The sequence below is a fragment of the Kribbella sp. NPDC003505 genome (assembly GCF_040610875.1).
Lineage (GTDB): Bacteria > Actinomycetota > Actinomycetes > Propionibacteriales > Kribbellaceae > Kribbella.
The window spans coordinates 384382-397391 of sequence record NZ_JBEXNA010000002.1 but is presented as its reverse complement, the minus strand read 5'-3'; the positions used below and the strand labels follow the sequence as shown (position 1 = coordinate 397391).

The following is a 13010-nucleotide window of genomic DNA, read 5'->3' as shown; positions in this document are numbered from 1 at the left end:
CGATTTGATATCTGATCACAACCACGACCAGACGCAAGACCCGTCTCACCACTCGGCGACCTCCTTGGCCAGCGGCCGGGTCAGCACCTCGGCCGCGGCGGACCGCGCGGCGGACACTCCGTCGCTGCCCATCGGGAACGGCCAGTCGCTGCCGGCCAGCACCCGTTCAGGCCCGAACGTCTTCGTCAGCAGTTCCAGTACGGCGTCGTCGTGGACCAGGTCGTCGACGTAGAACCGGCGCAACGCCTCGGCCACCGGCAGGGACACCGGTCCGATGCCCGGCCGGGCCTGGTCGATCCCGCGCTGCCACCGTCCGGCGACGGCCGCCGTCACACCACCCCCATGGCACAGGCAGAACCGGATCCCCGGAAACCGCCCCGGCACGTCCGCGAAGACGAGCGAAGCCGCCGCCAGTCCGGTCTCGTACGGATTCCCCAACAGGTTCGACAGGTAGAACGAACCAAGCCGTTCGTCGTCACTGTGGCCGGGGTGGATGAGCGTGAAGGCTTCTAGCGCGTCCAGCATCCGCCACACCGGATCCAGCCCGGCATAACTCGGCGTACCGAGGGCGAATCCGCCGAAGACACCCTCCTGCGCCAGCGACGCGGCGACCGCAGGCGCGGCCGCGTCGAGCAGCGGCAGGTGCGCCAGGACCCGCAACTGAGGTGTGGCGAGCTCCCGGAGACCCTGGTTCACCAGCTCGGCCCACTCGACGCTGGCGTCGTACCGGAAGAGCGCCGGCGGCACCGACACCACAGCACCGTCGAGATCCTGCTCGGAGATCCACTGCAGTAGTGCGCCCGGGTCGGCGAGCCGGTCGAGCGGGAGCCGCTCCCCGTCGACGACCAGCGCCCCGTTGTCGACGGACAGCCCGAACTCACCCCGATGCGCCGCCGACAGCACGGTCGGCGGGATCAGGTGGGTGTGGACATCCCATCCGGCCATGTCAGCGGGCGTCCTCGTCGTTGTCGTAGAAGTCCGGACGCTCCGGGTAGTGCGGACCGTCGTACACCTCGAGGAGCACGGACGTTTCCTCCGCGCGCGTCGGACCGTGGACGACGCCCTTGGGGTTCCAGTAGAAGCTGCCCTTGGTCAGCGTCGTCCCGGTCGGCAGGTACACGTACCGCCCGGACAGGCAGAACATGAACTGGTTCGACGCGTGCTTGTGCTCCGACGGGATCCCCGAGCCCTTCTCGAACCGCACCAGCGCGATCGACGCCTCGGTCACCGGGTCGCGCCACAGCATCTTGTGGGACAGGCCGGCCAGCGACTTCTCCACCCACTCCAGGTCGTCCGTCTGCAGCAGGATCTCCTGCAACGGCTTGTCGAAGCTCACGGCACCTCCCGGCCTGTTACGCGCGCGTAGAGCTCCGAAGCCACACCAGGACCCATCGGAGCCACCGCGGCGATGTGACCGTCCGGCCGGACCAGTACGACGCTCTCCGCCGGTACGCCGTACCGCTTGGTGGCCACGCTGCCGGGGTCGAACAGCGCCCGGTCCCGCAGGCCGGAGTCGTGCGGCGCGTCCCAGCGGGACACCGCGTAGTGCTGCAACGCGGGCGACTCGTTGACCGGGATCTCCGGCCGGCGCCGTACGTCGGTGAAGTAGAGCGCGACGAACGAGTCGCGGCACAGGTCGTGGATCGACGTCCGGCCGGTCGGGCTCTGCAGCACCAGGTCCGGCGCCCGGTCACCCGCCCGGACCGCCGGCGGCGCCGCGGACGTGGCCACCATCGACCAGTCGCCCACACCTTCGACGTCCAGCCGCACGCTCAGCAGCGTCCGGTTGTACGCCGTGGCCCACGGGCCCGTCGCCTCGGTGACGGCACCCCGCTGGAAGGACATGTACTTGCGGGCCGCCTCGGCCATCTCGCCGGAGCCCTCGATCGCGACCGGACGCTGCTCCTGCTCGTAGCCGTCCAGCAGCGACGGGTCGGCCCAGCCCCGCAGCACCCAGGCCAGCCGCCACGGCAGGTTCGACGCGTCCAGCGCGCCCGTGTTCAGGCCGAGCGCCCACATCGGCGTGATCAGGTGCGCGGCATCGCCCATCAGGAAGACCTTGCGGTCCTTCGTCCACTGCTCGGCGACCCGGTGGTGCACGTTGTAGACGACCGAGCCGAGCAGCTCGATGCGGTCCACCTCGCCGATGAACTGCTTCACCTTCACCAGCAGGTCTTCGTCGTCCGGTGCGTCGGCGCCCGGCGCCAGCGGGAACAGGAACCGCCAGTTGTCCGGCTGCCGGATCAGCACCATCCACTCGGACTTGTCCGCGAAGTAGGCGAGGTACGGGTAGTCCCTGGCGTTGTCGACGTCCAGATCCACCACGACGTCGATCAGCATGTACCGCTCGGGCAGGGTCTCCCCCACCACCTTCACACCGAGCGCGTCCCGGATCTTGCTGCGTCCACCGTCACAAGCCAGCAAATGCGACGCTTCCAGCTGCTGCGGACCGTCCGGCGTCTCCAGTTGCAGTACCACCCGGTCGTCGAGCACCTCGAACGACGTGAGCCGGTGCTGTGTCCGCACGGGCTCCGGAAGCGCCGCGGCCAGCAGCGGCTCCATCTTCTGCTGCGGCAGGTTGATGACGAACGGGAACTGCGTGTCGTTCACGAGCTCGGCGAGCTGCACCGAGGCGCGCGGGGTGTTGGTGGCCCGGTCGATGTCGCCGATCTCGTCGATCCGCAGCGCGGCGCCGAGGATGCGGTCCACCGCGCCGTACCGGTTCCAGATCTCCAGCGTCCGGCTCAGCGTCGTACCGGCCTTGGTGTCGGACGACAGGACGGCGTCCTCCTCCAGCAGCACGTACGGGATGCCGTAGTGCGCCAGACCCAGTGCGGTGGTCAGACCGATCGGTCCGGCGCCCACCACGGCCACAGGCAGCTGTTCAGTCAACTCTCACTCCGTGCAGCTAGATGAAGCTCGTGAGCTTGGCAAAGGCACGTTCCCGCGTCAGCACCGACCCGGTCATCGCGGCCGCGTCCGACAGCAGGAACAGCAACGGGCCGACCACGTCCTCGGGGTCGCCGATACCTATGGTGTCCTGCCAGTGCTCGCGGTCCGCACCGGCGTTCGCCCCGCGGAACTGCTCGGTGTCGATCACGCCCGGCGCGACCACGTTCACCCGGACCCGGTCGCCGGCCACCTCGACCGCCAGCGTCTTCGCGAAGGCGGCCAGCGCCGCCTTGCTCGCCGCGTACGCCGCGGCGCCCGCGTACCCGGTCGACGCCATCCCGGACGTGAACACCACGACCGACCCGGACCGCCGCGCCACCATGTGCGGTACGACGGCCTGGCACGCCCACACCACACCGTCCAGGTTCACCTGCAACGTCCGGCTCCACGACGCAGCGTCCATGTCCAGCACCGGCGACCGCGGCTGCACCGCCGCGCCGGCGACCAGGCCGTCGATGCGCCCGTACCGCTCCAGCACGCCCGCTACCGCGGCCTTGATTGCGGACTGGTCCGCTACGTCCACCTTGACGTACTCCACGCCGCTGGGCGGCACGGTGACGTCGAAGACGACCGCCGTACCGCCGGCGGCGTTCACCGCGGCGGCCAGCGCCGCGCCGATGCCCTGCGCGCCGCCCGTGATCACGACGACCTCACCGGTCGCGTCGAAGCGCGCCTTCACGGCGTCTCCTGTTCCTTCGACGCCTGCTTCGATGTCATCGTCTCGGTGATCCGCTGGAACGCACCGGCCAGATGGCTGCGCAGCGCCCGCTCGGCCGCGTCCGGGTCTTGGGCCACACACGCGTCCAGGATCGCCTGGTGCTCCTGCCGGCTGCGCTCGATCAGGAACGCGGTCGGCCGGCTGCCGAACCGGTACCGCTCGCTGTTCTGCCAGACCGGCTCGATTGCTCGCGGCAACCACTGCGAACCACTGGCCCGGTAGATGGCGAAGTGGAAGTCCGCATGGGCCTGACGCGCACCGGCGGAGTCCTCCGCGCGCGACAACCGGAGGTGCTCGGCCAGGGCAGCCGCGGCCTTCGTCAGGTCCTCCTCGGTGAAGCGGGCGGCCGCAGCACGGACTGCGAGACTCTCCAGCGCCAGCCGAGTCTCGTGGGTGTCCCGCAGGTCCGACAAGGACAAGTCCCGCACCCACGCGCCCCGGTGCGGGATGATCTCGACCAGCCCCAGTGCCTCGAGTCGCCGCAGGCCTTCACGGACCGGCATCTGGCTCATCTCCAGCCGGCTGGCCAGCTCCACCAGCCGCAGCGGCGTACCGCTGGGCAGTTCACCGGACAGGATCAACTGGTGCAACTCCGCCGCCGCGTGCTCGGCGAGCGTACGGCGACCTCCCTTGCCGCCACCCGGCAGCAACTCCAACGGGCCGCTCATCGGCGCACCACCCGGTTGCGCAGCTCACCGAGCTTGTCCGCGCGGGTCACGACCACATCGCCGTCCTGCAGGAACACCTGCGGCTCGCGGGCGTTGCCGATACCAGCCGGCGTACCGGTGAGCAGCAGGTCGCCCGGGCGCAGCGTCATACCGAAGGACAACTCGCTGATCAGGGTGGCGACGTCGAACGCCATCTGCCGCGTCGACGCGTCCTGGCGCACCTCGTCGTTCACCAGGCACTGCAGCTGGATGTCCTGCGGATCCCCGACCTCGTCGGCGGTGACGATCCACGGCCCCAGCGGCATCGTGTCGTCGATGCTCTTGCCCTTCAGCCACTGCCCGCCGTGCGCACGCTGCAGGTCCCGCTGCGACACGTCGTTCGCCAGCGTGTAGCCCCAGACGTGGTCGAGCGCGTCGTCGACGGCGATGTTCTTACCGGTCTTGCCGATCACCAGCGCAACCTCGGCCTCGTAGTCCCACTTGGCGGAGATCGCCGGATCCCAGGCGATGTCGTCGTACGGACCGATCACCACGTCCGGGCCCTTGGTGAAGAACGTCGGGTGCTCGGGACGGTCCACGTCCTGCCCCTCACGCTTGCCCCTGCTCTCCTCGAAGTGGTCCCAGTAGTTCCACCCGGTGCAGAGGATGTCCCGCCGGAACCGCCGCAACGGCGCCCGCAACAGCTCCGCCCGGTACGGGATCTCGTCCTCCACCACCGAGGCGCCGGCCGTGATCACCTCTGTCAGGTCCGTTGCCGAAAGCAACTGGATCGTGTCGCCGTCGAGGACGCCGGGCCGTTGCCGCCCGTCGTGCTCCACCGTCACGTACTTCATCTCAGGTCCACTCGACGCCACGCACAGAGTTCACCCCCCGGTCAGGCGATCACGGCGATCGCGTTGATCTCGATCAGGTAGTCGGGATGCGCGAGCTTGCTGACCTCGACCATCGTCGAGGCCGGCAGCGGCTCGGTGAAGTACTGCGCGCGGATCTCGTGGATCTTCGCGAAGTCCTCCATGTTGCGCACGTACACATCAACCCGGCAGATGTCCGCCAGCGTGCCGCCGGCCGCCTCGACCGCCGACTTCACGTTCTCGCACACCTGCCGAGTCTGTTCGCGGACGTCACCGACGCCGGCGATGCTGCCGTCCGGCCGGCGCGCGGTCATCCCGGAGACGAACACCAGCCGCCCGGTCGCCTCGACCGTGGTCGCCTGCGAGAACACCCCGTTCGGGCTCCGCAACGCGTCGGTGGTCACCTGTGTCTTCGGCATCAGCCCACTACCCCTCCCGCCGGGACGACGGCGCCGACCGCGCGTGCGGTCGCCAGCAGCCCGTCCAGTCCCGACCTCTCGATCCGTACGCCGTTCCGCCGCTGCTGCGCCGCGCGCTCGGCCTCGATCTCACCCGGCAGGTACAGCCGGTTGACGCCCGGCGCCGTCGCGCTGCCCCGGACCCGCGCGGCCAGCCCGGACGAGCGCCGCTTGAAGTCCTCGACACCGCCCATCAACTCCGGGTCGATCGCCAGGAACAGGTGCGCGCAATCGTTCGGCCGGTCCGGCTCCCGGTACAGCGGGCGGACCTGGTCGCCCCACCCGCCGCCGCTCAGCACGCCGGTGAGCACGTCGATCATCAGCGCCAGCCCGAAACCCTTGTGGCCCGCGGCCGGCAGCAGCATGCCGAGCACCGCCTCGTCCGGGTCCCTGGTCGGCGTGCCGGACTGGTCGGTCGCCCAGGTGTCCGGGATCGGCCGCCCGGCCGACGCCGCCAGCCGGATCTTGCCGAGGGCAACGGCCGACAGCGCCATGTCCAGCACGATCTCCACACCGGCCGTGGTCGGCACCGCGATCGCCAGCGGATTGTTGCCGACCAGCCGCTCGGCACCGCCGGGGGCGGGCATCAGCGGTGTGGTGTTCGACATTGCGATACCGATACACCCCGCCTCGCCGGCCTGCATCGCCCAGCGGCTGGCCGCCCCGAAGTGGTGGGCGTTGCGCACCGAGACGATGCCGATCCCGTACCGGCCGGCGCGCTCGATCGCGTGCCCCATCGCCTGCGGGCTGGACAGCTGCCCCATCCCGCCGCGGGCGTCGACCACCATCGCGGCGCCGGCGTCGAACAGGATGTCGAGCTCGCGCTCCCGGGTCACGCCGCCGGCGTTCAGCCGCTCGACGTACATCGGCACCAGCATCACGCCGTGCGAGCTGACACCGCGCAGATCGGCCTCGACGAGCGCGGCGGCGATCTCGTCCGCGTCCTCGGACTCGAAGCCGAGCGCGGTGAACACGCCGGCCACCGTGGCCTCCAGCCACTCGGGCCGGACCAGCACCCGCCGGTCCGCGTCGGAGGCTTGAGCGGTCATCGGGTTTCCCGGGCCCACGGCAGCAGGACGTGCTCGAGCAGGACGAGGGCGTAGAACAAGACGATGCTCATGATGCTGAGCAGCGTGATCGCGGCGAACGCCAGCGTGGTGTCGGCGCTGGCGCCGGACTGCTGGATGACGTACCCGAGTCCCTTGGTGGCGCCGACGAACTCGGCGATCACCGAGCCGATCACCGCCAGCGAGATCGCCACCTTGAACCCGGTGAAGATCTGCGGCATGGCGTAGCGCAGCCGCAGCTTGAAGAACTCCTGCGCCCGGCCGGCGTTCAGCGACCGCATCAGCTCGACCAGCTCGGCCGGCGTCGACTTCATCCCCTGCGCGGTCGAGATGACGATCGGGAAGAAGCACATCAGCAGCACCATCACGACCTTCGGCCACTGCCCGAAGCCCATCCAGATCACCAGCAGCGGTGCGATCGCCACCTTCGGGATCGAGTTCACCATCAGCAGCAGCGGGTACACCAGCCGCTCCAGGACCGCCGACCGGACGATCACGAGCGCGATCGGTACGCCGATGACGATCGCCAGCAGGAAGCCCTCGATCGTCTCCAGCAACGACGTACCGGTCTCCTGCAGCAGGTACCCGGGCTGGTCGGCGAACTTGACCACCACGTCCCACGGGCTCGGCAGCAGGTACGGCTCGATCGAGAACACGACCGTCGCACCCCACCACAACCCGATCGCGGCGGCCAGGCCGACGATCGGAAGGATCACGGCCGCCACCGGCGAATCGGTCAGCCAGGTGCGCTTCGGCATCGTCCGCCCGGTCATCGCGGCCGCACCTCGTCGGCGATCTCCTTCTCGGCGAGCAGTTCGTGCAGCCGGCCGCTGATCGCGGCGACCTCGGTGAGGTGCGCGTTCTGGCCGAGACTGCGCGGCCGCGGGATGTCGATGTCGACGACCTCCCGCATCCGGCCCGGGCGCGGCGTCAGCACGACCACCCGGTCGGCCAGCACGACGGCCTCCTCGATCGAGTGCGTGACGAACACGATGGTCGTGGACAGCTCCATCTTGATCCGCTGCAGCTCTTCGGACAGCTCGGTCCGGGTCAGCGCGTCGAGCGCCGAGAACGGCTCGTCCATCAGCATCACCTGCGGGTCGCGGATCAGCGAGCGGCACAGTGACACCCGCTGCTGCATACCGCCGGACAGCTCGTGCGGCAGCCGGCGCTCGAACCCCTGCAGGCCGACCAGCTCGAGCAGCTGGTGGGCACGGTCCCGGTACGCCGCCTTGTTCCTGGACGACCCCCCGGTGCCCTTGTCGATCTCGACCGGCAGCATCACGTTCGACAACACCGAACGCCACGGCAGCAGGGCCGGCCGCTGGAACATGAACGAGACGTCCCGGCGCGGTCCGGTGACGGGCTTCCCCGCCACCTGGACCGCACCGGACGTCGGAGGAAGCAGTCCCGCGATCAGCCGGAGCAGTGTGGACTTGCCACAGCCGGACCGGCCGATCAGCGTGACGAACTCACCGCCGCGAACGTGCAGGTCGATCTTCTCGAGGGCGGTCACCCGGCCCTCGCGTCCGTCGAAGACCTGTCCCACGCCGTCCAGGCGAATCATCCGGTTCCAGTACTCCTAACGTCAGCTCTTGGGGGCGAGGCTGAGCGTGACGACGTCTTCCGGCTTGACGGCGCCCTTGCCGATCGCGTCCGACTCCTCCAGCAGCGAGATGACCTTCTGCACCCGCTCCTGTGTGACGTCACCGAGCGGACCCTTGAAGTCGTCCGGCTTGATGTACTCCTTCATGATCTCGAGTTCCTTGGTGGCGACCGCGAGATCGGTGTTCGGCACGTACTTCTTCAGCGTCGCGGCCGCCGCGGCCGGGTCGTCGTACGTGTCCTGCAGGCCCTTGAGCAGCGCGCCGGTGAACTTCTTCACCTGGTCCGGGTGGTCCTTGGCCATGTCCGTCCGGGTGATGATCGCGTTGCCGTACAGGTCCGGCAGCGCCTTGCCGTACGGCAGCACGACCGCCTTGCGGTGCTTCTCCTTGTCGGCGTTCTCGATCAGCGGCTGGCCGACCACGAACTGGCCGATGCCCTGCACCTTGCCGGAGGCCAGCAGCGCGGGCAGGCCGGGAGGCGGCGACGGAAGGAACGTGACCGACTTCGCGTCGATACCGACCGCCTTGGCGTAGACCGGGAACATCACGGTGTTCGTGGACCCCGGCTGGTCGCCGATGGTCTTGCCGGGCAGGTCCTTCGGGCTGTTGATGCCCAGGCCCTCCAGCGACATGATCGCGGCCATCGACCGCTGGTGGACCATGCCGACGGTGGTCACCGGGAGCTTCTGCTTGGCGAGGGTGATGACGGTGGCGGTGAAGTCGCCGATGCCGTAGTCGGCCTGACCGCCGGCGACCAGCTTCATCACGTCGACGGTGCCGCTGCCGGGCGTGATCTTGACGTCGAATCCCGCGTCCTTGAAGTACCCCTTCTCGAGCGCGACGTAGGCGTACGCCTCGCGTCCGAAGGTGTTGAACGACGTCAGGTAGCTGACCTTCTGCAGCCCGTTGTCGGCTTCCTTGCCGCTGTCGTCACCGCTGTTGCACGCACTCACCAGGGCGAGCCCCAGGACCGCCATCAGGGCGATGACGGAACGCCTCAACCTCATATCGACCTCTCTCGTCCCGATATTTGATCAAACATCAAATACTGAAAGGTGGTCAATCGGCCCGCGGGGTCTTCACGGGGACTTAACGTCCGCCGTGCCGGTCCTCGCAGTCCTGCCGGCCACCGTCCTGGAGCCGTTCCCCATACCTGTCCGGAGACACATGCTGTAACCGGACGGGCACCCGCCCCGACCACAGACCGTACCTGCCACAGCAGCAGATCGCGACGCCCACGAGGACCGAACCCGCGCCCGCTCCGTCAAATTTGCGTAAACCTCAACCTCTTCGTGACCCAGCCCACGCCGCCCGCCCGGATTCCGGGGGTTTCCCGGCGCTCACTCCGGGGAGGGAGGTGGCCCGCCCCGGCCTTTGGCAGGATGTGACGGTGCGACGGGTGACACGGCGGGTGTGGCGGGCGATCGGGTGCCTGTGGCGTCCGGCGACGTACCTGCGCTGGGTGTACCTGCTGCTCGGCGCGGCGCTGGTGCTGGCGTTCATCCTGGTCGACAGCGCGCTCGGAGCGGTGGTCTCCGACCTGGAGCTGCCGAAGGTTGCCACCGGCATCATCTGGGTCCTGCTCGCGCTGCTGCCCCCGGTCGCGCTCGGCCTGCTGCCGGCCGTCCGCGAGGTCCAGGGGATCGCGGTCGAGTCGCTGCTCGCGGTGCGGTTCGAGGAGCGCCCGCTCGGCCCGGCGCGGACCTGGGCGCAGCGGCGGCGGACCAGCGTCTGGTTCTGCCTGCACCTGGTGGCCGGCGGTGTCGTCGGCATCCTCAGCACGATCGTGTTCGCCGTCGGCGCGATCTGGCTGGCAGCTCCGTTCCGCTCCCCCGGATCGCGCGACATCGTCCCGGGCTGGTCGTACGACATCCGCGGCGGCTGGAGCGACCTGTGGATGCCGGCCGCGGCGATCGGCGGTCTCGCCGGACTGTTCCTGCTGTCGGCGGCGACCGGGGCACTCCTGGCGTACCTGGCGCCCCGGGTGCTCGGCCCGACCGCCGCGGAGCGCATCGAGCTGCTCGAGAAGCAGACCGCGACCCTTGCCGAGCGCAACCGTCTGGCCCGCGAGCTGCACGACAGCGTCGGGCACGCACTGAGCCTGGTCACGCTGCAGGCGGCCGCCGCCCGGCGGGTGCTGGCCACCGATCCGGAGTTCGCCGAGACCGCGCTGGCCGCGATGGAGACCTCCGCCCGGGCGGCGCTGGCCGATCTCGACCACGTGCTCGGCCTGCTCCGCGACGACCGGCGGCCGGGGGCCCGGACCGCGCCGCAGGCCACCCTGGGCGGGCTCGACCGGCTGGTCGAGGCCACCCGGGCCGGCGGGATCACGGTCGAGGTCGAGCGGTCCGGCGATCTGGACCAGCTGCCGGCCGCGGTGTCCCGGGAGGCGTACCGGATCGTGCAGGAGGGCCTGACCAACGCGATCCGGCACGCCGGCCGCCCGGCCGGCGAGCTGACCGTGCACCTGTCGATCTGCCTCGACGGGTCCGGGCTGCGGCTCGCGGTGACGAACCCGGTCAGCGGCAGGTCCGATCACTCCGGCGGCGGCCGCGGCCTGGCCGGTATCCGTGAAAGAGTCGCCGTACTGCGTGGAACCGTGGACGCCGGCCCGGTCACCCGGCCGGGCGAGCCGGGATGGCAGCTCGCGGTGCGGCTGCCGGTCAGCGTGACGAAGGGATGAGATGAACCTCTCGGTGGTCGTGGTCGACGACGAGCCGCTGATCCGGAGCGGGCTGCGCGCCATCATCAACGCCGAGGCGGACCTCACGGTCGTCGGCGAGGCCGGTGACGGCGCGGAGGTGCTGCCGCTGGTCCGCCGTACCGGCGCGGACGTCGTGCTGATGGACGTCCGGATGCCCGCGGTGGACGGCATCCAGGCGACCCGGCTGCTGCTGGACAGCCTCGACCCGGCGCCCCGGGTCCTGGTCGTCACGACGTTCGAGAACGACGACTACGTGTACGACGCGCTGCGCGCCGGCGCGTCCGGGTTCCTGCTCAAGCGGACCCCGCCGGACGACATCGTCGCGGCGATCCGGACGGTCGCGAAGAGCGAGTCGCTGCTGTTCCCCGAGGCGATCCGGACCCTCGCGCTCGCCCACGCCGGTGCGCCGGCGGCCGACGGGCTCGACCGGTACCAGCTGACCGAGCGCGAGCAGGAGGTGCTCCGGCTGATGGCGCGCGGACTCTCGAACGCGGAGATCGCCGCGGAACTGTTCCTCGGCCTGCAGACCGTGAAGACGCACGTCGCCAACGTGCTGGCCAAGCTCAACGCGCGGGACCGCACGCAGGCCGTGATCCGCGCCTACGAATCAGGCTTCGTGCCGCTGCACTAAGGCTAGGTGTTGGCCGGGTCGTCGGACTCGGCCAGGGTGCAGGCGTTGTGCAGCGGGTCGACCGAGTTCGCCTTCATCGCCAAGCGCTGCAGGAGCAGCCGGAAGCTGGAGCGCTCCGACTCGTCGAGGATGCCGAGCACCTCGTCCTCGCCGGCGCGCAGCCGCCGCTCGAGGTCGCAGAGCGTCGCGTAGCCCTCGTCGGTCGGCGCGATCAGCCGTGCCCGCCGGTCGGCCGGGTCGGGCCGGCGCTGCACCAGCCCCTCCTTCTCGAGGTCGTCCAGCAGGTAGGTCATCACCGTCCGGTCGACACCGAGCTGGGCGGCCAGGTCGAGCTGCCGCTTCGGGCCCTCGGCGTTCGTCGTGGCGAGCACCTGGTAGCCCCGCGGGCCGCCGGGCAGCCCCTCCAGCGCCGCCGCGGCCGCCTTCGCGTACCGCCGGAAGACCACGCCGAGCGCCCAGCCGAGGTCGGCCTCCACCGGCGCGCCGTCGGCCACCGACGGCGCGACCCCGCGCGCGGAACGGGCGGCGACCTCGGGCGAAGTACTGGACATGTCCCCATCGTACGTGGTGTACGCCACCCGGAATACGATCTGACTTGAATATGTTCTGTCACACAGATTATCTTCGAGACAGCTCAATACGAGCTCGCCCCCTCAACTCGATGGAGACAGAACGAATGAGCACCCTGTTACGCGTCGACGCCAGCATCCGGCTGGAAGGATCGGTGTCCCGGGCCCTGGCGGACAGCGCGGAGGCCGCCTGGAAGGCCGAGCACCCCGACGGTGTCGTCGTACGACGTGACCTCGGTCAGCACCCGCTACCCGCGACCGTGTGGCCGACGCTGGCCGCCGCCCAGGTGGGCCAGGAGCCGGTCGCCGACTCCGACCGGATGCCGCTCGCCGAGGCCGAGGCGATCGCCGACGAACTGAAGGCGGAGATCGTGAACGCCGACGCGGTCCTGCTCGCCGTACCGATGTACAACTACGGCATCGCCCAGAACGTGAAGACCTGGATCGACCTGCTCGTGATCGACAAGGACCTGGCCTTCGGTTCCCGCCCGTTGGCCGGTAGGCCGGCGATCTTCGCGCTCGCCCGCGGCGGCGGCTACGGGCCGGGCTCGCCGAAGCACGGCTGGGACCACGCCACGCCGTACCTCGAGCGGATCTTCGGCGACGTCTTCGGGATGAACCTGCGGACCGCGGCCGCCGAGCTCACCCTGGCCCCGGTCACCCCGGGGATGGAGGAGCTGATCGACGCCTCCAAGGTCTCGGAGTCCGAGGCCCACGTGGAGGCCGGAACCCACGGCAGCGTCGTCGCCCGTGAACTGATCGGCAAGGCCGCCTGACCCTGAGCT

Annotated in this window: 15 protein-coding genes; 3 read left to right on the top strand and 12 right to left on the bottom strand. The window is 70.0% G+C overall.

Features of this window, described 5'->3' with window-relative positions; genetic code table 11:
• Positions 1-45: 45 nt before the first annotated feature.
• Genes ABZX12_RS06295 through ABZX12_RS06245 form a run of 11 tightly spaced genes read right to left on the bottom strand, consistent with a single transcriptional unit; the run spans position 46 to position 9328 of the window.
• Positions 46-945, bottom strand: a complete 900-nt coding sequence (locus tag ABZX12_RS06295; RefSeq protein ID WP_355690353.1) for an amidohydrolase family protein — start codon at positions 943-945, stop codon at positions 46-48.
• A gap of 1 nt (position 946) precedes the next feature.
• Positions 947-1336 (bottom strand): cupin domain-containing protein, encoded by a 390-nt coding sequence (locus ABZX12_RS06290; RefSeq protein ID WP_355690352.1) that lies wholly within the window; start codon positions 1334-1336, stop codon positions 947-949.
• On the bottom strand, positions 1333-2892 hold the full coding sequence (locus ABZX12_RS06285; protein ID WP_355690350.1) for an FAD-dependent monooxygenase: 1560 nt from the start codon (positions 2890-2892) through the stop codon (positions 1333-1335). The genes ABZX12_RS06290 and ABZX12_RS06285 overlap by 4 nt, the downstream gene beginning before the upstream one ends.
• Before the next feature lie 16 nt (positions 2893-2908).
• Positions 2909-3631 carry an SDR family oxidoreductase gene (locus tag ABZX12_RS06280; RefSeq protein ID WP_355690348.1) on the bottom strand — a complete coding sequence of 241 codons (723 nt, stop codon included), beginning with the start codon at positions 3629-3631 and terminating at the stop codon, positions 2909-2911.
• On the bottom strand, positions 3628-4338 hold the full coding sequence (locus ABZX12_RS06275; RefSeq protein ID WP_355690346.1) for a GntR family transcriptional regulator: 711 nt from the start codon (positions 4336-4338) through the stop codon (positions 3628-3630). Before ABZX12_RS06275 ends, ABZX12_RS06280 begins: the two co-directional genes overlap by 4 nt.
• Positions 4335-5171, bottom strand: coding sequence for a fumarylacetoacetate hydrolase family protein (locus ABZX12_RS06270; RefSeq protein ID WP_355690344.1), 837 nt, complete (start codon positions 5169-5171; stop codon positions 4335-4337). The genes ABZX12_RS06275 and ABZX12_RS06270 overlap by 4 nt, the downstream gene beginning before the upstream one ends.
• 41 nt (positions 5172-5212) lie before the next feature.
• Positions 5213-5608 (bottom strand): RidA family protein, encoded by a 396-nt coding sequence (locus tag ABZX12_RS06265; RefSeq protein WP_355690342.1) that lies wholly within the window; start codon positions 5606-5608, stop codon positions 5213-5215.
• Entirely contained in the window at positions 5608-6696 is a 1089-nt protein-coding gene (locus ABZX12_RS06260) for an Ldh family oxidoreductase (RefSeq protein WP_355690340.1), read from the bottom strand. Before ABZX12_RS06260 ends, ABZX12_RS06265 begins: the two co-directional genes overlap by 1 nt.
• Entirely contained in the window at positions 6693-7487 is a 795-nt protein-coding gene (locus ABZX12_RS06255; RefSeq protein ID WP_355690338.1) for an ABC transporter permease, read from the bottom strand. The genes ABZX12_RS06260 and ABZX12_RS06255 overlap by 4 nt, the downstream gene beginning before the upstream one ends.
• The gene (locus ABZX12_RS06250) at positions 7484-8281 is read right to left on the bottom strand and encodes an ABC transporter ATP-binding protein (protein ID WP_355690336.1); all 798 of its coding nucleotides are present in this window, start codon (positions 8279-8281) and stop codon (positions 7484-7486) included. Before ABZX12_RS06250 ends, ABZX12_RS06255 begins: the two co-directional genes overlap by 4 nt.
• A gap of 21 nt (positions 8282-8302) precedes the next feature.
• Entirely contained in the window at positions 8303-9328 is a 1026-nt protein-coding gene (locus tag ABZX12_RS06245) for an ABC transporter substrate-binding protein (RefSeq protein WP_355690334.1), read from the bottom strand.
• Positions 9329-9711: 383 nt separating this feature from the next.
• On the opposite strand from ABZX12_RS06245, the gene ABZX12_RS06240 reads away from it, so the two are divergent.
• Positions 9712-11004, top strand: a complete 1293-nt coding sequence (locus ABZX12_RS06240) for a histidine kinase (RefSeq protein WP_355690333.1) — start codon at positions 9712-9714, stop codon at positions 11002-11004.
• 1 nt (position 11005) lies between these two features.
• The gene (locus ABZX12_RS06235; RefSeq protein ID WP_355690331.1) at positions 11006-11656 is read left to right on the top strand and encodes a response regulator transcription factor; all 651 of its coding nucleotides are present in this window, start codon (positions 11006-11008) and stop codon (positions 11654-11656) included.
• A 2-nt stretch (positions 11657-11658) separates the two neighbouring features.
• On the opposite strand, the gene ABZX12_RS06230 is transcribed toward ABZX12_RS06235, so the two are convergent.
• Positions 11659-12207 carry a MarR family winged helix-turn-helix transcriptional regulator gene (locus ABZX12_RS06230; RefSeq protein WP_355690329.1) on the bottom strand — a complete coding sequence of 183 codons (549 nt, stop codon included), beginning with the start codon at positions 12205-12207 and terminating at the stop codon, positions 11659-11661.
• Between the two features lie 125 nt (positions 12208-12332).
• Here ABZX12_RS06230 and ABZX12_RS06225 point away from each other — a divergent pair, with 125 nt between their 5' ends.
• Positions 12333-13001: an NAD(P)H-dependent oxidoreductase gene (locus tag ABZX12_RS06225; RefSeq protein ID WP_355690328.1), complete on the top strand. Its 669-nt coding sequence runs from the start codon at positions 12333-12335 to the stop codon at positions 12999-13001.
• The last annotated feature ends 9 nt before the right edge of the window (positions 13002-13010 follow it).

Coding starts and splice junctions, on each gene's coding strand:
- ABZX12_RS06245 (WP_355690334.1), bottom strand. CDS start 9,328: ATGAGGTTGAGGCGTTCCGTCATCGCCCTGATGGCGGTCCTGGGGCTC.
- ABZX12_RS06265 (WP_355690342.1), bottom strand. CDS start 5,608: ATGCCGAAGACACAGGTGACCACCGACGCGTTGCGGAGCCCGAACGGG.
- ABZX12_RS06255 (WP_355690338.1), bottom strand. CDS start 7,487: ATGACCGGGCGGACGATGCCGAAGCGCACCTGGCTGACCGATTCGCCG.
- ABZX12_RS06225 (WP_355690328.1), top strand. CDS start 12,333: ATGAGCACCCTGTTACGCGTCGACGCCAGCATCCGGCTGGAAGGATCG.
- ABZX12_RS06270 (WP_355690344.1), bottom strand. CDS start 5,171: ATGAAGTACGTGACGGTGGAGCACGACGGGCGGCAACGGCCCGGCGTC.
- ABZX12_RS06260 (WP_355690340.1), bottom strand. CDS start 6,696: ATGACCGCTCAAGCCTCCGACGCGGACCGGCGGGTGCTGGTCCGGCCC.
- ABZX12_RS06235 (WP_355690331.1), top strand. CDS start 11,006: ATGAACCTCTCGGTGGTCGTGGTCGACGACGAGCCGCTGATCCGGAGC.
- ABZX12_RS06230 (WP_355690329.1), bottom strand. CDS start 12,207: ATGTCCAGTACTTCGCCCGAGGTCGCCGCCCGTTCCGCGCGCGGGGTC.
- ABZX12_RS06295 (WP_355690353.1), bottom strand. CDS start 945: ATGGCCGGATGGGATGTCCACACCCACCTGATCCCGCCGACCGTGCTG.
- ABZX12_RS06250 (WP_355690336.1), bottom strand. CDS start 8,281: ATGATTCGCCTGGACGGCGTGGGACAGGTCTTCGACGGACGCGAGGGC.
- ABZX12_RS06275 (WP_355690346.1), bottom strand. CDS start 4,338: ATGAGCGGCCCGTTGGAGTTGCTGCCGGGTGGCGGCAAGGGAGGTCGC.